This is a genomic window from Actinoallomurus sp. NPDC052274 (assembly GCF_040679475.1).
In the GTDB taxonomy this organism is placed as follows: domain Bacteria; phylum Actinomycetota; class Actinomycetes; order Streptosporangiales; family Streptosporangiaceae; genus Actinoallomurus; species Actinoallomurus liliacearum.
Genome location: NZ_JBFAUT010000059.1, coordinates 1 through 20,484, shown reverse-complemented (window position 1 = coordinate 20,484; position 20,484 = coordinate 1). Strand labels below are relative to the sequence as shown.

Below are 20,484 nucleotides of genomic sequence, written 5' to 3'. Positions count from 1 at the left end.
GGCGTCGAACCGCACCTGACCAATAACTTTGTCGACGTCTGACCCGACCATCGTCGGCCTCTCGCACTGCATCACGTCGCCGCGTGACCACGGCACAGATTGTTTCATTCGTATGCCGATCGTCTCGTGGCTGCATCCGCCTTGTGCGGATCGATGAAGAAGATCTCCTATCGGGAGGTTGACGCGGAACAACGCCGGAGGAAGCATTCAATTACCGCTACCGCGGTTTCGGGGGAGTGTTTCGGGGATCAGGTATGGCGGGGGAGAGGTCACCGGCGCCGGAGGACGGCTGGAGTGGCGGAGGCTGCCCGGGGGGTTTCGGGCGGCGTTTCTTCCTGCAGGGGATGGCAGCCACGGGTATTGCTGCGACCGCGGCCGGGAGCGGTCCCTCGCCCCCCGGTGGGAAGCAGAAGAAGCGTACACCCGCGTATGCCGGAGAGCCGGGCAATGACGGCGCTGTCCCGTTCTACGGTGAGCATCAGGCGGGCATCATCGAACCGGCTCCTAACGCTCGGCAGGCGGCCGGGAACTTCGTCGCGTTCGACGTGACCGCTGCCGACCACAACGAACTCACCGACCTGTTCCGCACGCTGACCGCGCAGGCCGCCTTCCTCACCGCGGGCGGGAAGGCGCCGACCGCGCCGCCGGGTTCACCGCAGCCGGACGACGGCGTCATGGGCCCGCGGATTCCCGCCGACGCTCTCACTATCACCGTCGGTGTCGGCGCCAGTCTGTTCGACGGCCGCTACGGCCTGGCCGCGCGCAAGCCCGTCCAACTGGTCGCCATGACACCCTTCCGCCACGACGAGCTCAATTCCGCGCTGTCCAACGGCGACCTGCTGCTCCAGCTGTGCGCCGGGAGCCGCGACACAGCGATCCACGCGCTGCTGGAAATCATCTTCCACACCAAGGGCGCCATGCGGCCGCGCTGGAGCATCAACGGCATGCATAGCCCGCCGCGCCCGGTCGGCATCTCGCGGGACTTCTTCGGTTTCAAAGATGGCATTGCCAATCCCGACCCCAGGAGCCCCGATCAGATGAACCAGTGGGTGTGGGTGCAGCCGCACACGGAGGAACCCGCCTGGGCCGCGGGTGGCACCTACCAGGCCGTGCGCATCGTCCATTTCGATGTTGAGAAGTGGCGAGGGGTCCCGCTCGCCCAGCAGGAGCGGATCTTCGGCCGCCGCAAGGTCAGCGGAGCGCCGATGTACGCCTTGGACCCGAACGCCCCGGACACCCTGGACCCCGTCTATACCAACGACCCGGAAGGGCTGATCACCCCGCTGAACTCCCACATCCGGCTCGCCAACCCCCAGACTCCCCAGACCGCGTCCACCAGCACCATCCTGCGCCGCAGCTACGAATACCAGCACAGCCCCGATACCGGTGGGGCCCCTGACGTCGGACACGCGTTCTGCTGCTTCCAGCGCCATCTCGACACCTACATCGCCATGCAGGCCCGGCTGGAAGACGAACTGCTCGTGCCCTACATCACTCCGCGGGGCGGCGGCTACTTCTTCGTCCTGCCCGGCGTACGCGATCGCCAGGACTATTACGCCCGCGGGCTGTTGACCTGACCGTCACCGCGCACCGGAGCTACGATGCGTCAACATCACAGGAAAGCGTTCCGGCCGGTACTGGGCGCCGGTGCCGGAGTGCTCCTGGCGTCCGGCCTGCTCGCCGTGTGCGCAACGCACCAGTCCGTACGCCCCGTGTCCGACATCCGCGCGATAGCGGGCCCGGCGCCCGTCATGGCTGCCGCCCCGACGCCAGCCGACGGGCGCGTATACGTCACCAACCAACTCGACGACACGCTGTCGGTGATCGACGCCCGGACGAACAAGGTCACCGCCACCGTGCCGGCCGGCACCGCGCCCGAAGGCGTCGCGATCAGCGCAGACCACGGCCACCTCTACATCGCCGACAACGGATCAGCCCGGGTGTCGGTGCTCAGCACCGCGAACAACAAGATCACCGATACCGTTCCCGTCGGCAAGGACCCCACGGGCGTCGCGCTGAGCCCGGACGGCCGGCAGCTCTATGTGGCCGACGGCGGCTCGGACGACGTGTCGGTGATCGACACCCGGGCCGACCGGGTGACCGCGACCATCCCGGTCGGCGTCTCACCGGTGGACCTGGCCGTCAGCCGCGACGGCACCGCCGTTTACGTCGCCAACCAAGGATCGGCGAACCTGTCGGTCATCGATCCCCGCACCAACCGGGTCGTCCGCACCCTGCCCGCGGGTCGCTACCCGGTGGCCGTCGCAGTCGCTCCGGGCGGCGGTTCGGCCTATGTCGCCAACGAGGTGAACGCGAGTGTCTCGGTCATATCGCTCAGTACCGGCAAGATTGCGGCAATCGTGCCGACTGGACAGGGCCCGTTCGATGTGGCACTCGCATCGGACGGACGGGCGGTGTACGCCGCCGTCCTCGGCCCGGGCAACGTTTCCGAGATCAACACCCGCACCCACCACGTCTCACGCTCGGTCAGCGTGGGGCCCCCGGGAACCGACCCGTTCCGCATCGCGGTCACCCGGACCGGGATCTACGTCGCCGACCAGGGAGCGAGCACGATCACCGTTATCGACCCGGGCTCTCTGAAGGTCACCGCCACCGTCAACGTCGGCAACAGCCCGTATGGCATAGCGACGACCTGATGGCCGTTCGCGGCACCTCACCAGCACAGACGGCTCGCGGGGGAGCGGCTGGTGCGTCGACCGCCGTCCGCCCGGTCGCGCCGGCGACACATCTTCGGGCCAGGCCGGCCTTATTCCCTGGGCGACTCGACGGCCGAGGTCGGAGCCGATCCTGCTCCAGTAGTCGTGGACCGTGCGCCTCGGCTTTCGTTGCTCCCGTTGGGGCACCGCACAAGCAACGTCACCGCAGCAGCGGTAGCCTGGATTCAAGATCAGCTCCGCCCACACTTTCGGCGGCCATGAACGGATGCCGTTTGATCGGACCGGCGCCGGGATACGGACCGATTAGGGCCACAGACGGTCGGTGCGCTCTCGTGGGCCGCTGGCGGTTTCGACGAGCGCCCTGCGGTCAAACGCTCCCGGAGGACATGATGGTGAGAGTCGGTCGGCTGCTCGTGACCACCGCCGCCCTGGGCAGCGGGATCAGCCATACCTTGGCCGACCTCAACCGCACCCACGTCTTCAATCCCCGTTGGACGCCGCACGCCCGCTTCCACGCCGCGTCGGCGATCGCAACCGACGTCGGCTGGTCGATCGCCTCCCTGTGGCTGCTGTGGCGCCCGGGAACGCGTCACGAGCAGGAACTCGCGCTGAAGATCGCTGCGCTGCATCCGATCCTCAGCTATGCGCCCTTCTACATCGCGGTCGCGGTGCCGGGATCCAAGGCCGAGGACGAGCCCGGGCAGATACCGCGCGTCGCCGGCATACCGGTGAACCTGTTCGTGGCCGGCGTCCTGTCGGGCCTGTCGGTGCTTGGATATCTCCTGGCTCATGCCGACGATCGCCCATCGCGGTAAACCTCCGCTGAGCCGGACGTGGCGCTGTGCCGGACGTCGTGCGGCCGGTCTGTCTGGACCTCGGGTGGGGTGAGGGCGTCGCGGAGGGCGGCTCGGGAGGTGATGCCTAGTTTGGGGAAGGCCTGGTAGAGGTGGGTGGAGACGGTTCGGGGGGAGAGGTAAAGCCGGGCGGCGATCTCTTTGTTGGTGCGGCCTTCGGCGGCGAGGAGGGCGATCTGGCGTTGTTGGGGGGTGAGGGCGGCCAGGCCCGTGGCGGCGGGGGTGATGGTGACGCCGGTGGCGCGGAGTTCGAGGTCGGCGCGGGTGGCCCAGGGGCCTGCTCCCAGGCGGTGGAACGTGTCGGTGGCGGCGGTGAGGTGACGGCGGGCGTCGGTGGTGTGTTTGGCGCGCCGGAGGTGGGAGCCGTAGGTGAGTTGGATGCGGGCGAGGTCGAAGGGCCAGCGGTCGTTGCCGGGCTCCTTGATCGTGGCTTCCAGGGCGGTGCCGTCGGTTTCGAGCCCGGTGAGGGCGGCTCCGGCGAGGACGATCAGCCGCAGGCGCGGTGAGAGACGTTCCAGGTCGAGATCGCGAGCGGCGGCGACGTGGCGGGCGGCCTCGTCTCGGCGGCCGCTGGGCAGCGCCGCTTCGACGAGGTCGTGGAACACCCAGAGGGCGTGCGGCGTGTACGGGGCTAGGGTGCCGGGCGGGCTGATGGCGGCGGCGTGGTGGAAGGCGGTCTCGCAGTCGGCCAGGCCCAGGGCGGCGAGGCCGCGAATGTGGTGGGCGTAGGTGGTGATGATCCCGGTTCGGCGGGGTGCCGCCCAGCTCTCCATCGCCTGGGCGATGCCGATCGCCTTCGTGGTGTCGCCGCGCGCGGCGGCCAGCAGGCCGAGGGTGAGGCGGCCCGGCCAGGTGAGCAGGTCGTAGCCGTGGGTGTCGCAGAGGGCCAGGCCCTCGTCGGCCAGGTGCTGGGCTTCGTCCCAGCGCCCGGTGTGGAACGCGTCCTGGGCGAGGAGGAACAGCGCTTCGATGGCCGAGGTGATCGCGCCTCCTTCGCGGCCGTGCTGAACGGCGCGCTGGAGCGGTTCGCGGCAGGCCGACAGCCGGTCGAGGTAGGCGACGGCGATCCCGGTGCGGACGATCCGGGCGGGGCTGACCTGACGGGCGAGGTCGGCGACGGACGCGTCAACACGTTCCAGCATGGCGGGGGTGGCACGCGCGGGGTCGCCCAGGGTTCCGGCCAGAACGGCGAGGATCTCGGGAGGGTGCGGCTTGAGCTGGTCGACGAGCTGCTGAACGGGTGGCCACAGGTCGGGGCGGCCGCTGAAGAAACAGACCATGATCAGGATGTAGAGCACTTCCCATAGGGCCTTGTAGCGGCCGTCACGGGCGTCGTCGAGGTCGCGGACGGCGGTGATCAGGACGCGGTAGGCGGCGTCGATGTCGCCGTCGGCGTGGAGCAGGAGGTAGCTGCGGGCCATGGCCGCAGTGAACGGTTCGTCGGGTTCGGGATGGGCGAGGCGGGCCTGTTCCATCAGCTGTGGGGCCTCGCGCAGGTCGCCGGTGACGATGGCTCCGAGGTAGGCCGCCTCGGCCAGACGCCCCGAACGGGCCTTGCCGGTGGGGCTGAGGTCGGCGGCGCGCAGCAGGCGGGCGACGGCGCCGACGGAATCGCCGCGCAGCAGGGTGGTGTGGGCGGCCTGCTGGAGGAGGACGGCGACCTTCTCGTTGGGACCGTCGGTGGCGCCGGCCAGGTGCCAGGCGTACCGTTCGGGCCGGTCGGCGAGGTGGTGGGCGAGTCGGGCATGGGCGCGGCGGCGTTGCTCCCTGGTCGACAGGTCGACGATCGCCGAACGGATGAGGGGATGCCGGAACGCCAGCCGGCCGCGGATCTCGTCGGCCTGCACGAGCCCGGTGTGCTCGGCGGCGCTCAGATCGGCGTCGGCGTGCCCGGCGGCGATCACCCGGATGGTCCGCAGGTCGCCGGTTCCGTCCAGGACCGCCAGCAGCAGCAGCTCGAAGACCGGGGTGGGCAGTGCCCGGACCCGGGCGGCGAAGACGTTCTGGAGGCGGTGGCTGAGCGGCAGCGTCTCGGGAAGACCGCTGCGGGCCGGATCGCCGAGCGAGACGGGGAGTTCGAGGAGGGCGAGCGGGTTTCCCAGGGCGGCGTCCAGCAGCCGGCGCCGTACCCGCGGAGTCATCGCCGGATACCGGCTGGACAGCAGCGCCGCCGCGGCCTGCTCGGAGAGCGGCTCGATTCGCGTGGCGGGCAGGTCGGACTGGTCGAAATGGCTGGGTTCGCCGGTACGGCACGCGGTGAGGACGGCCACGGGGTGACCGGCGATGCGGCGGGCGGCCATGGCCAGGACGAGCGCACTCGTGCGGTCGAGCCAGGGCAGGTCGTCCACGATGAGCAGCACGGGCCGTTCCCCGGCCACCTCGCGCAGCAGCGCCAGGACGGCGTTGGCGACCAGGAGCTGCGGCGGTGGCGATCCTTCGCCGCCCAGGCCGAGAGCCACGGTCAGCGCGGCCGCCAGCGGCGGGTCGAGCCGCGGGATCTCCGTCATGCACGGGTGGAGGAGCTGGTGGAGCGCGGCGTAGGGGATGTCGGCTTCGAACTGGGAACCGGTCGCGCGCAGCGTCCTGATCTCGGCCTTCACCGCGAGTGAGGCCGCATGGTCCAGCAGGGAGGTCTTGCCGACACCCGGGTCACCGATGAGCCGGAGCGAGCCCGCCGTCCCCGCGGCGATCCGGGCGACGAAGCGGCGGAGCCCCTGGGTCTCGGGTTCACGGCCGACCAGGTCCGTCGACGCTTGATCTCGGCCTGTGCTGAAACCGTCCATCTCCCGGCGTTCTCTCCAGACTTCCACGGTCCGCCACCCGACGCGCCGACACCATCTCCCTTTCCGTGACGGGACGGCGCCTTCGCGGCCAAGGGTGAGATTTCGACAATGCCCGACCATCCCTGGACGACCCAAGGACGTGAGCGCACCCGAAGTAGGATCGGAGCGCACGAGCCTGCGCAGTGGGGTCCAGCGATGATCCTCAGTTTCGATGGCGTCGACGTCGGTGACCGGCGGGAGTTCTGGCGCGATGCCTGTTCCCGGACGTTCGTCGGCGTCGACGCGCGGGGACGGCCCGGCACAGCCGTCGGCGGTCGGGTCCGCGCCTACGATGCGGGTGGGCTCGCCGTCGGGGACATCGCCGCCACGGCGCAGTCGATGACCCGCACGCAGCGCCTCATCGGCCGCGCCGACGGCGAGTACGTCCTGCTGGCGATGCAGACCGGCGGCAGCGGCCGTGTCGCCCAGGGCGACCGCCGCAGCCTGCTCATCCCGGGCGATTGCACGATCCTGGACTCCCACCGCGGGTTCGAGCTGGACTTCCCCGTCTCGTTCAACCTTTGGGTCTTCGCGTTCCCCACGGAGCTGGTGCGGCTGAGCGAGCACGACCGGCGCCACCTCGCCGGCTGCCGGGTGACCGCGCTCACCGGACTCGCCGGCGTCGCCCGCCGGGCGCTGCTGGACCTGGCCGAGAACGGGGAGAACCTCCGCCGGGCATCCGCCGGCAGCGTGGTCACCCTGGCCAACGACTTGCTCGTCGCCCTCCTCAACGAGCCGCTGGCCGAGAGCCGGGAGCTGGCCGGAGCGCTGCGGCGGACCCTCCCACTGCGGATCAAGGACTACATCGATCAGCGCCTCACCGACGCGACGCTCGATCCCGCGCAGGTGGCGGCCGCCTTCGGAATCTCGGTCCGGTATCTCCACCGGCTGTTCGAGTCCGAACCCGAGACCGTGACGCGCTACATCCGCGACCGCCGCCTCGAACGGGTCCGGCAGCGGCTCACCGACCCGCGATGCGCCACCCGCCCGATCTCGGCGCTCGCGTTCGACGCGGGATTCGGCGACCTCAGCGGCTTCAACCGGGCGTTCAAAGCCAAGTACGGGATCAGCCCCCGCGAACTGCGGTGGGCGGACACACCGCCCACCCATCGCGCGCCCGAGTGATGACGGGCACGTCCGGTGTTCCGGTCCTGCGGAACGGGACGCCGACGGTCAGGACGTGGCCTTGGCCGCGGCCTCGATCTGCCTCGCCGTCACGTAGGGGTGGCTCATCATCGGAACGTGCGAGGCGCCCTTGACCTCGATCACGTGGGAGTGGGCGCGCTTGTAGAGCCAGCGCTCCAGCGCTGGCGGGATCGCCTTGTCCTCCGTGGCGACGACCGCCCAGGACGGGATGGTGTGCCAGGCCGCTGCGGTGGTGACGTCGGTGAGGGACGACTGCGCGAACGGCCGCTGGGTGATCTGCATCAGGTCGGTGGTGGACTTGGGAAGGTCGGCGGCGAACGCGGCGCGGAACTTGTCGGCCCGCAGGTACAGGTCGACGCCGGTCTTGCCGTCGGGCAGCGGGTAGGGCACGCCCTGGACGGAGTCGCCGATCAGGCTGCCGGGGAACTTGCCGAGCAGCGGGCCGAGCTGCTCGCCCTTGTCGGGGGCGAACGCCGCGACGTACACGAGTGCCTTGACGTTGGTGTTCCCGGCGGCGGCGTTGGTGATGACCGCGCCTCCGTAGGAGTGGCCGACCAGGACGATCGGGCCCTTGATCGACTTGAGGACGCTCGCGATGTAGGGCGCGTCGGCGGGCAGGCCGCGCAGCGGGTTCGCCGGGGCGATGATCTTCTTGTAGCCGTCCTTGCGGAGTTGCGTGATGACGCCGTTCCAGCCGGAGGCATCGGCGAACCCGCCGTGCACCAGCAGGAACGTCGGCTGGGCCTTGGGCTTGGATCCGGCGGACGCGGCCGAGCCGGCCGGAGCCAGCAGCGCGGCCGTCGCGGCGACGGCGACACCGCTCGCGAGAGCTCTGCGGCGGGTGATTATTCGGCGGACATGCATGAGGGACTCCTTGAGAGGGGGATGGATCCCTCCCGGCGCCGGCTGCCGGGAGGGAAGGCGCGGCGTCCGAGCGCTAGCGGGCGGAGAGAGTCTCCGCCGCCTGTGAGATGACGCCCGCCACGGCCGCGGGGTTGGACACATAGATCGCGTGGCTGCCCGGCGTCTCGGTGACCGTCGACCCGGCCCGCTCGGACATGGCCCGCTGGGCGGGCGGCGGGATCATCCGGTCGTCGGTGGCCACCAGGTACCAGGACGGCTTGGTCCGCCAGGCAGGCTCGGACACCGCTCCGCCGAGCGCGTCGACGCCCCATGGCACCTGGGAGTCGGCCATGAACGCCGCGACGTTCTCGGGCACGTCGGCGGCGAACGACGCCGCGAACTTGTCCCGATCCAGGAACAGAAACCCGTCCACAGGCGGCAGGATCGGCGGCACCGGAGCACCGGGCGGCGGGTCGGCGATCAGGGTGTTGACCGACTCGCCCTTGTCCGGCGCGAACGCCGTGATGTAGACGAGCCCCGCGACGTTCGGGTGATTGCCGGCCTCGCTGATCACCACGCCGCCGTAGGAGTGGCCGACCAGCACCGCCGGGCCATCGACCCCGTCGAGGACCCGGCGGGTCACGGCCACGTCGTCGGCCAGCGAGATCGTCGGGTTCTGCACCACCGACACCCGGTAGCCGTCGGCCGTCAGGTGGTCGTACACACCCTGCCAGCCGGACCCGTCGACGAACCCGCCGTGGACCAGCACGATGTTCTGGACTTCGCTCACGTCACTGCCTCCTTCACCCGGATCAGAGCCGGGCTTCGTAGGGGAATGACGCGACGCTAGAACCCCGACGGTGATCGTCGATTGAGCCAAATGACGTAGTTCCGTGATCGGCCAGGAGGCTACGTCACATCAGTAGGCTCGGTGAGCGTGGGCCGACCATAGATCATCGCGGATCGACGCCCGCGTCGAGCAGTTCGTGGATCTGGCGCCGCCGCCGCAGAACCGCCGTAGCGGGAAGTCATCCACGCCCAGCACACGCGGCGTTCGCCACCACCGGCAGCGGGATCCGCAGTAGGGCCCGCAGTGCGGTGTGGCGAGAGATCGGCATTCCCAGTCTCAAGAGCACGCGGGCACTGGCCCGGCCCGCTAACTCCCGAACTACCCTCCGCTCACACCACGCATCGACATACGCGTCGACACCTTCCGCTACCCCCGAAAGTGTGACAGAGCCGAAAACCGTGCGGTCCCACCTTTAATAGAGGTTGACCGGACGTCGCCTAGCGTGGGAAAGGGCCTGGTGGGCCGCCCGGCACGGACTTTTCCGGAGGCGCGGCGATGTTGACCCGACGGGATTTCGTACGCCTGTCCGCGGTGGCGGCGGGCGCGGGGGCGTGGGCGTGGGGCGCGCGGATGCCGGCCCGGGGCCTCCGCAGGTACGTCGATCGGTTGCCTCGTCTGCCCGTCGCTGTTGCCGACACGTCGGTGTATCCGGACGCCGACTACTACGAGCTGACCATGCGTCAGCGGCCGTGGCGCTTCCACGCCGATCTCGGTGCCACCGTGGCCTGGGGGTACTGGGCGTCCGATCCCTCCGGCCGCAGTGGGCCCGCCGGGCTCGGTTGTCTGGGCCCGACCCTGGTGGCACGGCGCGACCGCCCGGCCGTCGTCCGGTACCGCAACCATCTGCCGGCCGTACACCTGCTGGCCGGCTCGATCGATCAGACCCTGTGGATGCAGATGCCCGGCGTGCCTGGCGATCCACCCGGCGGCCGTCACATGGACATGCCCAACGGTGCCATGGTGTGGAACGTCGTCCACCTTCACGGCGGATGGAACCCGCCGCAGTCGGACGGCAACCCGGCCGCCTGGTTCAGCCCCGACGGACATCACGGCTCCCTTTACGCCTCCCTGCCCGGAGCCGCACCCAACGAGGCGATCTACGCCTATGGCAACCGCCAGAACGCGACCATGCTCTGGTACCACGACCACGGGATGGAGATCACCCGGCTCAACAACTACGCGGGCCTGTCCGGGGTCTACATGATCCGGGACCGGGCCGAGGATGCCCTCGGTCTACCCTCAGGGCGCTTCGAGGTCCCGTTGATCGTGCAGGATCGCATGTTCACCCGAACCGGTTCGCTCTTCTACCCGACCAAGGGCGTGACCCCCTACCACCCCCTCTGGTCCCCGGAACTCTTCGGGGACACGCCCGTCGTCAACGGCAAGGCCTACCCGTACCTGGAAGTCCAGCCGCGGCGTTACCGGCTGCGCATCCTTAACGGGTCCAACTCCCGTTTCTACCACCTGTGGTTCGGCGAAGGCCGGACCCGGCTGCCGTTCTGGCTCATCGGGATCGGCGGCGGCTTGCGCGGTGAGGTCCTGCGCTGCACCGATCTGCTGATGGCCCCGGCGGACCGGGCCGACATCGTCATCGACTTCGCTCCGGTGCCCTTCGGCGGCGGCGTCACCCTCATGAACGACGCCCCCGCGCCGTACCCAGGCGGAGGCGGCGGTCCGGCCATCCCGGAGATCATGCGGTTCCAGGTGACCGAGCGCCTGGGGGCTCGCGATCTCACACCGCCACCCGAGGAACTGGCTCTTCCGCCGTTCGAGCCCATCGAGCCGGGCGCGGGAACGAGGCGCCGAGAACGCGTCCTGACCGAGTTGACCGACCGGCACGGCAACTCCGTCCACATGCAGATCAACGGACGCTACTTCTTCGAACCGGTCGACGATTTCGTTCCTGCCGGGGCGACCGAGGTGTGGGAGTACGTCAACACCACCGGGGACGCTCACCCGATGCATGTCCATCTCGTGCAGTTCCACCTGCTCGACCGGCAGAGGTTCCGGGCCGACGACTACAAAAGGGACTACGGCCGGTGGGTGACCGCGGGCCGCCCTCCCGGCAGAGGGCCCGAGCTGGGCAGGTATCTCGCCGGCCGGCCAGTGCCGCCGGCCCCGCAGGAGCAGGGCTGGCGGGACAGCTTCGTGGCCCTGCCGAAGATGGTCAACCGGATCGTCGCGACCTACACGCCGGCACCGCCCGTCTCGGGCATCGACGGCACCGGCACGAGTTTCCCGGCGGACTACATCCACCACTGCCACATTCTCGAGCACGAGGACAACGACATGATGCGCCCCTGGCAACTCGTCAGCTGACCGCCCGCCATCTCGCTTCCGTGGTCTTTCGCGCGGCTGCCCAGCGCGTCTCCCGGTGACCGGGCACCCGGCCAGAACTTCCAGCACAGCGGGATACCGCTGCTCCGCGACGCTCAACTCCACCAGCACTCGGCAGAATGTCACGAACCTCCTGAGCAGGATGTGTCACGCGGGTCCCCAGACCCGACTGATATGCCCCCCCGGCCTCGGTGGGGTCTGCTTGCTGGGATCCTCATGATGTTGATCACGAGGAGAGGACGGAGCTATCCCCCGGAGTTCCGCCGCAAAGTGCTGGACCTGATCAAGGCCGGCAGGTCGGTGAAGCAGGTCGCCGCTGACCTGCAGATCAGCGACCAGACGTTTTACTCCTGGCGCAAGCGGACCGGATCGATTCCGGCCTCGAACCCGACTTGAGCTCGGCCGACCACGCCGAGTTGGTCGCAGCCCGGCGCCGAATCGCGCAGTTGGCCTTCGAAGGTGATCTCGAAAAGGCGTTCAGGGCCGCTTGGGCCCCAGCCGCGTTGGCCGGCGGGGGGTCCTGATATCGGCGTGCTCGCCGTCGACGACCTGTTCGACGCCGGCTGATCGGGCAGGCGACGCATGCCGAGTCCGAGGGTGCCAAGGTCTCGCGGAGCACGTCGCCGCCTGGCGCGGTCTATTGACGACAGTTGACGATCTTGATAGAAGTCCGATTGATACCTGTTTGCCGTTAATCCATATTTCGGGCAGGGCGAAGATGACGGGATAGCGTCCCTCCTACTGGCCAGACCGGAGGTTGGTACCGGATCATGACCGAACTCGACCTCGTCATCACCGGTGGAAGCCTGCTCGATGGCACCGGCGCCGCGGCCGTGCCGGCCGACGTGGGCGTACGAGGTGATCGGATCGCCGCCATCGCGCCCCCCGGGGCGTTGTCCGGCGCTGAGACCCTCGACGCGACCGGCCACGTGGTGACGCCGGGCTTCATCGACCTCCACTCCCACGCCGACTTCTCCATCCAGGGGCACCCTGGCGCGGACACCTGCCTCTACCAGGGCGTTACGACACTCGTCGGCGGTAACTGCGGCTTCTCCCCGTTCCCGGCCAAGGACCCGGAGAGCCTGCGCAGGGCGGCCGGCTTCATGGGCCGGGACGAGCTGAGCTGGGACTGGACCGGCTTCCGCGACTACGCCGACTCCGTCGACCGCGCCCATCCGGCCGTCAACCTGGTGGCCCAGGTCGGGCTGAACGCGTTGCGCATCGCCGCCCTCGGCGACGACGAGCGGGCCGCCACGCCGGATGAGCTCGCCGCAATGCGCCACCTGCTCGAACGTGCCACCGAGGAGGGCGTGGCGGGCTTCTCCACCGGCCTCATCTACGCCCCCGGGTGCTACGCGTCGCCGCACGAGGTGACGGAACTGGCGCGCACCGCGGCACGGCTCGGCCTGCTGTACTCCACGCACATGCGCAACGAGGCCGACAGGCTGATCGACGCCGTCACCGAGGCACTGGCCACGGCGCGTGAATCCGGCGTACGCCTGGAGATCTCGCACCTCAAGGCGATGGGGCGGGCCAACCATGGAAAGGTGCATGAGGCACTGCGGCTGATCGACGAGGCCCGCGCGGAGGGCGTGGACGTCACCGCGGACGTCTACCCCTACACCGCCTCGTCCACGACGCTGACGTCTCGGCTCCCGGGCTGGGCGCTGGACGGCGGCGTCGACCGGTTGCTGGACCGGCTCGCGGACACGGAGGTCAGGCGCCGGATCGCCGCGGAAACGAGGATCGACCCCGACGCCACCGTCCTCGCGCAACTGCCACCGGGGCCGTACTCGACATGGATCGGCCGGAGTCTCGCCGAGCTCGGCGGCGAACTCGGCCTCGGCGGGGCGGAGACGGCCCTGGAGGTCCTCGCCGCGCACAACGGCTCGGCCGGTATCGTGAACCACGCGATGGCCGAGGACGACATGCGCGTGGTGCTGTCGCATCCGCAGGTCAGCGTCGCCAGCGACGGATGGACGCTCCGCCCTTCCGGTACGGGACGACCGCACCCGCGCAGCTTCGGTACGTTCGCGCGGGTGCTCGGGCGGTACGCGGGCGATGCGCGCCTGCTCACGCTCGCCGACGCGGTGCGGAAGATGACCTCGCTGCCCGCGTCGCGGGCGGGGCTGAGCGACCGCGGCCGGATCCGCGAGGGCCTGGCCGCCGACCTGGTCGTCCTGGATCCCGGCACCGTCCGGGACACCTCGACCTTCGACGACCCTTGGAACCTGGCGACGGGCATACGCCACGTCGTCGTGAACGGTACGGCGGCGCTGCGTGACACGGCCCTGACCGGCAACCGTCCCGGACGCGTGCTCCGGCGACCCAGGCCCTGAGGAGCCCCATGAGTACGACCACCCCCATCGAGAAGGTGCCCCCGGAGGAACGCTCCCGGCGGCTGCCGATGATCGCCACCGGAGCCTTCGCGGTCGCGCTGGTCATCGGCATCGTGATCGCCGTGGGCGGCGCCAAGGCGGGCCTGTGGGGGCTGATACCGATCTTCCTCTACGCGGTGCTCGCGCTCCTCGGCGTCGATGTGGTGTTGGCGACCGCCGGCGCGCTCATCGTCGCGGCGGTCATGACACGGACCGGCCCGATCCCCCTCGGGGCTCAGATGGCGACGTCGCTCGGGTCGCTGGTCGCGGTCATCGGCGTGATCATCCTGCTCGGATCGGCGCTCGGGCAGGTGACACAGGAGACCGGCGCCGCGCAGGCGCTCATCAGGTTCGTGATGGGCCGGATCGGGCTCAACACGCGCACCCGGGTGCAGCTCGGAATCATGGTCTCCTCCCTCATCATCGTGGGCGCACTGGGCACGCTGGCCGGCGGTAACGCGATCCTGGCGCCGATCATCATCCCGATCGCGGCGCGAACCGGCTGGCGTCCGCCCGCGGTGGCGGCGATGCTGCACGCGGCCGGGGCCGCGGGCCTGATGACCGGCCCGTTCACCCCGCCCGTGGTGACGATCACGGCTGCGACCCGGCTGAGCTACGGCGCGTACCTGCTGCACGCGGGCCTGCCGGTCGCGGCCATGACGATCGTGACGGGCTTCTTCATGGCGCGCTGGATCCAGCGCCACACCGACCAGGAGTACACCGCGGCGGACGCGGCCGACACCACCGCCGGGACCGACACCCGACAGGCCCGCCGGGCGGCGCTGGCCCTGGCGGTCGTGCTGCTGGCGCTGGCCGTCTACGGCATCGCGGAGAAGGCCACGTATTCGTACGCAGTCGTCGTCATGATCGTCACCGCCATCGCGACCGGCCTGGCCGGTGGGCTGGCGCCGAAGCGGATCCTGGACGCGATGTACGTCGGCGCGGCGCGGCTGATCTGGCTGTTCCTGCTGTTCTGGATGCTCGATCCGATGCTCACGCTGATCGGTGAGACCGGCGCCTTCAACGCGGTCTTCGCCGATCTCAAGCCGGTGCTGTCGCACGCCGGCCCGTGGGTGTTCCTGATGCTCATCGTCTTCCTCGGTTATCTCCACGCGGTACCGGGCGCGGCCGTCGCCCAGGTGGTGCTGGTCAACAAGCTGTTCGGTCCGGTCGCCGCCGCACTCGGCGTCGCCCCCGGCGTGTGGGCGGTGGCGCTGCTCGGCACCTCCCAGATCGACCAGCTCGGCCCGCTTCCGGGTGCCGACATGATCGGGCAGATGGGCTTGGCGCGCTCGTCCAGCCTTCGTCTGATGTTGTTCAACGGCTGGGCCATCATCATCACCAACACCGCGCTCTTCGCCGTGCTGTTCCTGGCCCTGACATGAGCCTGCGCGAGTCGCTGACCGAGCTGGCGGCCGGACGGGCGGCGGTCGTCGTCCGCCCGCTCGGCGCCGGCGAGGCCATCGAGATCGCGGCGGATCACCGTTTCACCGCCGCGTCTTTGATCAAGCTTCCGATCCTGGCAGCCGCCCTCGACTCGGGCCTGCCCTTCGACGAGCGGCTGCCGGTGCGGCCCGCGGTCCCCGGCTCCGGCGTGCTGGCTCATCTGGGCGATGTCGCGGACATGAGCGTCCGCGACCTGCTCACACTGATGATCATTGTCAGCGACAATACGGCGACGAACGTGCTCATCGACCGGATCGGCATGGGACGGGTCAACGCCTGGTGCGCGCGTCACGGCCTGACCGCCACCGTGCTGGCCCGGCGGATGATGGACACCGAGGCACGAAACCGTGGCGTGGAGAATCTCATCAGCGCCGCCGACGCGGCGTCGGTGCTGTGCCGGCTGGCGGATTCGCCGTTCGCGGTCCGGGCGCTGGAGGCGCAGCAGTTCAACGACCGGCTGCCGCGTCACCTGCCGCCCGGGTTCCGCCTGGCGCACAAGACCGGTGAGCTGCGCCACGTCTGCCACGACGCCGGGATCGTCTATCCGCCCGGCGGCCCGCCGGTGGTCCTCGCGGTGCTGACCGAAGGATCCACCGACGGCGCCGGCCTCATCGCCGAGTGCGGCCGCCTGGTCTTCTCCGCCCTGGGCCGCCCGTGACGCCGGTACCGCCCGGCGCCCCCATGAGACACGTGAAGTCGATGCCGATCGTCATCACGGCCGGTCCCTTCCCTGGGCCGGTCATATCAGGCGGCGGATGACGCGAGGCCGCTGGATCGCCGTACGGTGCGCGGCGGCACACGCCGTTCTGCGGATCTCGCTGCTCAGTAGGCGGTGAGCCCGCCGTCGACCACGAGTTCCGAGCCGGTGACGAAGGAGGAGTCATCGCAGGCGAGGAAGAGGAAGGCGGGTGCGACCTCGTCGGCGCGCCCGGCTCGGCGCATCGGGGTGCGTTGGATGTCCGGCTGCCGGTCGCCCTGCTCGTCCAGGATCTCCTGGATCATCGGCGTCGCGATGACCCCGGGATGCACGGAGTTCACCCGCACTCCCTGCCGCGCGTACTCGACGGCTGCGGTCTTGCTCAACAGTCGCACCGCGCCCTTGGACGCCTGATAGGCCGCGGCGGCGCCGCTTCCCACGAGCCCGAGCACCGAGGAGGTGTTGATCACCGACGCGTTGCCGCTCGCGCGCAGGAGCGGCAACGCCGCCCTCATGCCGAGCCAGGTGCCCTTCTGGTTCACGTCGATGACGCGATCCCACGCGTCCTCCCGCGTGTCCTCGATGCCCGGCCAGTCCACGATGCCGGCGAGGTTCACCAGCACGTCCAGCGCGCCGAAGCGGTCACGCACGACGCCGATCACCTTTTCCCACTCCCGCGCGGAGGAGACGTCGAGGCGGGCGGCGACGACCTCGGCGCCACGGGCCTCGATACCGCGGGCCAGATCCCGCAGGGGCCCTTCTGCGACATCGGTGATCACCAGCCGAGCGCCTTCGCGGGCGAACAGCTCGGCGGTCGCCGTGCCGATGCCGCCGGTCGCGCCGGTGATCAGCGCGACCTTGCCGGCGAGTCGTTGTCCTGCCATGGGAGATCCCCCGGATTCTCGTTGATGTCGTCTTGCTCGGTTCTGTCTGGTCGCGGCGCGGACGCCGGTCAGGCCGCCTGCCGCCGCGCGGCGGGCCGTCACCTCGCCGATCAGCGCGGCTACTCCTCGCGGTAGAGCACAAGGTGCTCGTGATAGAGGACGCCGTCCCGGATATCGCCCGTCGCGGTGAACCCGGTGTCGTCGATGTAGTCCAGGTGGCTGCCGGTCACCGTGTACCTGCCTGTGTAGGCGCTGCGCCGCTCGCCGCGGGCCTCGTCGTAGCGGCCGTCCGGCAACAGTTCCTGACGGATGTGACCGTCCGCCGTCACCCACATACCGACCACGTCGACGTTCTCGCCATCGGCTCTTTCCGGCATGGCAGGCTCCTCTCCTTCGCTCATCTCAAGCAGTCCGGCCTTGCTCTCCCGAGTCTGTGCAGGTCGGCCGACACTGACCAGGACGTGCGCTGCCTGGGTGCGGCGCACCCAGGCAGCACGCGCGGCCGCCCCTTAGCCTGGCCGCATGGACGACAACCACCTGGGAGGATTCCTGCGCGCACGCCGCGCCGGGCTGCGGCCGGGGGACGTCGGCATGGTGAGCTACGGAGCCCGCAGGGTCGCCGGGCTGCGCCGCGAGGAGGTCGCCGTCCTGGCCGGAGTGAACGCCGACTACTACACCCGCCTGGAACAAGGGCGCGAGCGCCACCCCTCACCGCAGGTGCTCGACGCCCTCAGCCGCGCGCTCCGCCTGGACGCGGACGCTCAAGCGCACCTGTACCGGCTGGCCGGGGCGGCGCAGGGCGACCGGCCCCGCACCCACGTCGCCGACCAGGTCAGCCCGGCGCTGCGCCAGCTGATGGACGGCTACCCCAACACTCCTGCGTACGTCATGAACCGGACCCTGGACATCCTCGCCACCAACGCTCTGGCCGACGCCCTCTACGCCCCGTTCGAGCGGGCGGACAATCTGGCCCGCATGACCTTCCTCGACCCCGCGGGCCGATCCTTCTACACGGACTGGGACCGGGCGGCCCAAGCCACCGTCGCCAACCTTCGCCAGGCGACCGGCTTCGACCCGAACGACCCGCGGCTGGCCGAACTCGTCCGCACCCTCACCGATCAGAGCGCGGACTTCGCCCGCCTCTGGAACGCCCACACCGTCCGAGGCAAGACCCGGGACGCCAAGCACTTCCTGCACCCCGACGTCGGCCCTCTCACGCTCACCTACCAGGCCTTCGACGTACGCGACGCCCCCGGCCAGCAGCTCGTCATCTACCATGCCGAACCGGGCGGCCCCGGCGCCCAGGCCCTCGATCTCCTCGGCTCCATTCACACCACCCGGCACCAGACCGAACCCAGCCCCCGCCGCTGATCGGCCGAGGCGGCGATGAACGCCACGGTCTCGGCCACGTCCGCCGGGCGCAACGGGTCGTTCTGGGTGAGCAGCCCCGTCGATCGCGGAGACTGGTTCGAGGCGCCGGTGACCACGGCGACGCGGCCGTCCAGCGGCCGACCCCGGCAGCCTGTCCTGCCGGGGCACCAACACCGCGTGTCAGGCCACTGCTTCATCGGACGTGCCGACTGCCGGCTCGTGTGCACGAGCCGGCAGTCACGGCAGCGGGCTGGTCGTGGGTGTCGTGCTCGACGATGTCGTTGTACGGGTTTCCCGGCGAGATGCGCAGGCCGGTGCGGTCGGCGCCGATCTCGTCGGCGACCGCCGACACGACCTCGGTCGCGAAGCGGATGCGGTTGTCGATCGAGCCGCCGTACCGGTCGGTGCGCTGGTTGGCGTTGCTGGAGAGGAACTGGTGGACGAGGTAGCCGTTGGCGCCGTGGATCTCGACGCCGTCGAAGCCTGCGGCGACGGCGGCGGACGCCGCGTGGCGGAACTCGTCGATCACGCCGGCGACCTCTTCGGTGGTCAGGGCCCGGGGGGTGGGCATGCCCTGCGGGCCCGAGGCCGTGAACATCGCGCCCTTGGGCTGGACGGCCGACGGGGCGACCGGCCGCCGGCCGTGTGGCGTGTTGTCGGGGTGGGCGATGCGGCCGGTGTGCATGAGCTGGACGACGATGCGCCCGCCGGCGGCGTGCACCGCGTTGGTGGCCTCCTGCCAGCCGGCGATGTGCGCCTCGGTGTGGATGCCGGGGGTCAGCAGGTAGCCCTGCCCGTCATCGGAGGGCTGGGTGCCTTCGGTGATGATGAGGACCATCGACGCGCGCTGCCGGTAGTACTCGCGCTTGAGGTCGGTCGGGACGCCGTCCGGTCTGGAGCGGTCGCGGGTCATCGGCGCCATGGCGAGGCGGTGCGGGAGCTCGATGGAACCGACGGTGGTGGGGGTCCAGAGGGTCACGTGATCTCTCGTTTCGTGATGAACCGCGGGCTCAGATCGACTAGAGCACGCGGATGCGGTCGGCGATGGCGCGCCGGGCGACGTCGGAGGTGAAGGCGATGGAGTCGAACTCGTGCGGCGCGCCGGGGTGCAGGTGGAACTCCACCGGTACGCCGGCGCGGCTGAGCTTCATCGCGTAGGCGAGGTCCTCGTCGCGGAAGACGTCGAGCTGACCGACCTCGATGTAGGCCGGGGGAAGGCCGGTGGCGTCCTCGAGCCGGGCCGGGGCCGCCGTGGCCGGGACGTCGGGGCCGCCGACGGCCGCGCCGAGTAGTGCCGGCCACGCGGTGCGGCTGTCGTCGTAGGACCACAGCACGTAGGGCGCGATGTGCGGGTCGGGGGTGGTGGTGCGGTCGTCGAGCATCGGCATGAGCAGGATCTGGTGGGCGATCTTCGGTCCGCCGCGCTCGCGGGCGAGGATCGACACGGCTGCGGCCATGCCGCCCCCGGCGCTGTCGCCCATTACGCCGATCCGGGCGGGGTCGACGCCCAGCTCGGAGGCGTGTTCGTGCAGCCAGCGCAGCGCGGCGTAGGCGTCCTCGAGCGGGGTCGGGAAGGGGTGCTCGGGCGCGCGGCGGTACTCGACCGACAGCATGGGCACGCCGCTGGCGGACACGTAGCGGGAGACCGGGCCGTCGAACAGGTCGATGTGGCCGAAGATGTACCCGCCGCCGTGGAAGAACAGGACGGCCGGGCCCGGCGTCGCACCGTCCTTGACGTACCAGCGCATCGTGATCTGCGCGCCGTCGTCCGCGGTCGCGTAGTGCTCGCTGGTGGTCACGTCGGCCGGAATCGGCTGGGCGGTGCCGGCCGCACCGATGATCGGCTCCCACATGGCGCGGCGGCCCGCGACATCACCCACCGCCGGAGGGGTGGCGTCCGCCATCGCGCCGGCCATCGGGGCCAGGGCCTCGGCGATCTCGGGATCCAGGTTCAACGACATGACTACCTTCTTTGAGGGGTCGTTGGGGTGTCGGTGGGCGATGACCTCAGGCGCCGGGAAGGACGATGACCTTGCCGGACAGCGTCGCGGCCCTGGCGTGGAGTGCCGGCAGTTCCGCCAGGGGCACGCGCTGGGCGACGTCGACGCACAGCTCGCCGGAGTCGATCAGTGCAACCAGCCGCGCCAACTGGTCGGCGTCGCTGCGGACGTACAAGTC

The 20,484-nt window shown here is 70.3% G+C and carries 17 protein-coding genes and 1 pseudogene; 10 read left to right on the top strand and 8 right to left on the bottom strand.

What is annotated here, in order from left to right:
• The first annotated feature begins 344 nt into the window (after positions 1 to 344).
• The 3 genes from AB0K82_RS35630 (at position 345) to AB0K82_RS35620 (ending at position 3,493) form a co-directional block, all read left to right on the top strand.
• Positions 345 to 1,577: a Dyp-type peroxidase gene (locus AB0K82_RS35630; RefSeq protein ID WP_364405508.1), complete on the top strand. Its 1,233-nt coding sequence runs from the start codon at positions 345 to 347 to the stop codon at positions 1,575 to 1,577.
• Between the two features lie 135 nt (positions 1,578 to 1,712).
• Positions 1,713 to 2,657, top strand: coding sequence for a beta-propeller fold lactonase family protein (locus AB0K82_RS35625; RefSeq protein ID WP_364405506.1), 945 nt, complete (start codon positions 1,713 to 1,715; stop codon positions 2,655 to 2,657).
• Between the two features lie 434 nt (positions 2,658 to 3,091).
• On the top strand, positions 3,092 to 3,493 hold the full coding sequence (locus tag AB0K82_RS35620) for a DUF6640 family protein (RefSeq protein ID WP_364405505.1): 402 nt from the start codon (positions 3,092 to 3,094) through the stop codon (positions 3,491 to 3,493).
• Here the strand turns inward: AB0K82_RS35620 and AB0K82_RS35615 are convergent.
• Positions 3,466 to 6,342 carry an AAA family ATPase gene (locus AB0K82_RS35615; protein WP_364405503.1) on the bottom strand — a complete coding sequence of 959 codons (2,877 nt, stop codon included), beginning with the start codon at positions 6,340 to 6,342 and terminating at the stop codon, positions 3,466 to 3,468. The genes AB0K82_RS35620 and AB0K82_RS35615 overlap by 28 nt on opposite strands.
• A 168-nt stretch (positions 6,343 to 6,510) precedes the next feature.
• Between AB0K82_RS35615 and AB0K82_RS35610 the strand changes: the two genes are divergently transcribed.
• Positions 6,511 to 7,479 (top strand): helix-turn-helix domain-containing protein, encoded by a 969-nt coding sequence (locus AB0K82_RS35610; RefSeq protein ID WP_364405501.1) that lies wholly within the window; start codon positions 6,511 to 6,513, stop codon positions 7,477 to 7,479.
• Between the two features lie 48 nt (positions 7,480 to 7,527).
• Here AB0K82_RS35610 and AB0K82_RS35605 read toward each other — a convergent pair whose 3' ends face one another.
• The 3 genes and pseudogenes from AB0K82_RS35605 to AB0K82_RS35595 form a co-directional block, all read right to left on the bottom strand.
• Positions 7,528 to 8,364, bottom strand: a complete 837-nt coding sequence (locus AB0K82_RS35605) for an alpha/beta hydrolase (RefSeq protein WP_364405499.1) — start codon at positions 8,362 to 8,364, stop codon at positions 7,528 to 7,530.
• 73 nt (positions 8,365 to 8,437) lie between these two features.
• Positions 8,438 to 9,133, bottom strand: a complete 696-nt coding sequence (locus AB0K82_RS35600; protein ID WP_364405497.1) for an alpha/beta hydrolase — start codon at positions 9,131 to 9,133, stop codon at positions 8,438 to 8,440.
• Positions 9,134 to 9,355: 222 nt separating this feature from the next.
• Positions 9,356 to 9,515, bottom strand: a pseudogene (locus AB0K82_RS35595) (ISL3 family transposase); the annotation flags it as partial.
• Positions 9,516 to 9,688: 173 nt separating this feature from the next.
• Between AB0K82_RS35595 and AB0K82_RS35590 the strand changes: the two are divergent.
• The 5 genes from AB0K82_RS35590 to AB0K82_RS35570 all read left to right on the top strand — a co-directional run bounded on the left by AB0K82_RS35590 (position 9,689) and on the right by AB0K82_RS35570 (position 16,012).
• Positions 9,689 to 11,512 carry a multicopper oxidase domain-containing protein gene (locus AB0K82_RS35590; RefSeq protein WP_364405495.1) on the top strand — a complete coding sequence of 608 codons (1,824 nt, stop codon included), beginning with the start codon at positions 9,689 to 9,691 and terminating at the stop codon, positions 11,510 to 11,512.
• Positions 11,513 to 11,752: 240 nt separating this feature from the next.
• Positions 11,753 to 11,926, top strand: a complete 174-nt coding sequence (locus AB0K82_RS35585) for a transposase (protein ID WP_364405493.1) — start codon at positions 11,753 to 11,755, stop codon at positions 11,924 to 11,926.
• A gap of 374 nt (positions 11,927 to 12,300) precedes the next feature.
• A complete protein-coding gene (locus AB0K82_RS35580) occupies positions 12,301 to 13,869 on the top strand; it encodes a D-aminoacylase (protein ID WP_364405491.1) in 1,569 nt (522 codons plus the stop codon).
• A gap of 8 nt (positions 13,870 to 13,877) precedes the next feature.
• Entirely contained in the window at positions 13,878 to 15,293 is a 1,416-nt protein-coding gene (locus AB0K82_RS35575; RefSeq protein ID WP_364405489.1) for a TRAP transporter large permease subunit, read from the top strand.
• A complete protein-coding gene (locus AB0K82_RS35570) occupies positions 15,290 to 16,012 on the top strand; it encodes a serine hydrolase (RefSeq protein WP_364405488.1) in 723 nt (240 codons plus the stop codon). Before AB0K82_RS35575 ends, AB0K82_RS35570 begins: the two co-directional genes overlap by 4 nt.
• A 164-nt stretch (positions 16,013 to 16,176) precedes the next feature.
• Here AB0K82_RS35570 and AB0K82_RS35565 read toward each other — a convergent pair whose 3' ends face one another.
• Together AB0K82_RS35565 and AB0K82_RS35560 are read right to left on the bottom strand one after the other, a co-directional pair.
• Positions 16,177 to 16,935, bottom strand: coding sequence for a glucose 1-dehydrogenase (locus tag AB0K82_RS35565; protein ID WP_364405486.1), 759 nt, complete (start codon positions 16,933 to 16,935; stop codon positions 16,177 to 16,179).
• A gap of 119 nt (positions 16,936 to 17,054) precedes the next feature.
• Positions 17,055 to 17,312 (bottom strand): Atu4866 domain-containing protein, encoded by a 258-nt coding sequence (locus tag AB0K82_RS35560; protein WP_364405484.1) that lies wholly within the window; start codon positions 17,310 to 17,312, stop codon positions 17,055 to 17,057.
• A gap of 145 nt (positions 17,313 to 17,457) precedes the next feature.
• On the opposite strand from AB0K82_RS35560, the gene AB0K82_RS35555 reads away from it, so the two are divergent.
• A complete protein-coding gene (locus tag AB0K82_RS35555; protein WP_364405483.1) occupies positions 17,458 to 18,306 on the top strand; it encodes a helix-turn-helix transcriptional regulator in 849 nt (282 codons plus the stop codon).
• A 193-nt stretch (positions 18,307 to 18,499) separates the two neighbouring features.
• On the opposite strand, the gene AB0K82_RS35550 is transcribed toward AB0K82_RS35555, so the two are convergent.
• The gene (locus AB0K82_RS35550; protein WP_364405481.1) at positions 18,500 to 19,285 is read right to left on the bottom strand and encodes an alkene reductase; all 786 of its coding nucleotides are present in this window, start codon (positions 19,283 to 19,285) and stop codon (positions 18,500 to 18,502) included.
• A 40-nt stretch (positions 19,286 to 19,325) separates the two neighbouring features.
• The gene (locus AB0K82_RS35545; protein ID WP_364405480.1) at positions 19,326 to 20,267 is read right to left on the bottom strand and encodes an alpha/beta hydrolase; all 942 of its coding nucleotides are present in this window, start codon (positions 20,265 to 20,267) and stop codon (positions 19,326 to 19,328) included.
• Positions 20,268 to 20,484: the final 217 nt, after the last annotated feature.

Bases quoted from the DNA above. Each gene is read 5' to 3' on its own strand.
- AB0K82_RS35565 (WP_364405486.1), bottom strand. From the start codon at position 16,935: ATGGCAGGACAACGACTCGCCGGCAAGGTCGCGCTGATCACCGGCGCG.
- AB0K82_RS35560 (WP_364405484.1), bottom strand. From the start codon at position 17,312: ATGCCGGAAAGAGCCGATGGCGAGAACGTCGACGTGGTCGGTATGTGG.
- AB0K82_RS35545 (WP_364405480.1), bottom strand. From the start codon at position 20,267: ATGTCGTTGAACCTGGATCCCGAGATCGCCGAGGCCCTGGCCCCGATG.
- AB0K82_RS35590 (WP_364405495.1), top strand. From the start codon at position 9,689: ATGTTGACCCGACGGGATTTCGTACGCCTGTCCGCGGTGGCGGCGGGC.
- AB0K82_RS35575 (WP_364405489.1), top strand. From the start codon at position 13,878: ATGAGTACGACCACCCCCATCGAGAAGGTGCCCCCGGAGGAACGCTCC.
- AB0K82_RS35555 (WP_364405483.1), top strand. From the start codon at position 17,458: ATGGACGACAACCACCTGGGAGGATTCCTGCGCGCACGCCGCGCCGGG.
- AB0K82_RS35630 (WP_364405508.1), top strand. From the start codon at position 345: ATGGCAGCCACGGGTATTGCTGCGACCGCGGCCGGGAGCGGTCCCTCG.
- AB0K82_RS35610 (WP_364405501.1), top strand. From the start codon at position 6,511: ATGATCCTCAGTTTCGATGGCGTCGACGTCGGTGACCGGCGGGAGTTC.
- AB0K82_RS35605 (WP_364405499.1), bottom strand. From the start codon at position 8,364: ATGCATGTCCGCCGAATAATCACCCGCCGCAGAGCTCTCGCGAGCGGT.
- AB0K82_RS35570 (WP_364405488.1), top strand. From the start codon at position 15,290: ATGAGCCTGCGCGAGTCGCTGACCGAGCTGGCGGCCGGACGGGCGGCG.
- AB0K82_RS35580 (WP_364405491.1), top strand. From the start codon at position 12,301: ATGACCGAACTCGACCTCGTCATCACCGGTGGAAGCCTGCTCGATGGC.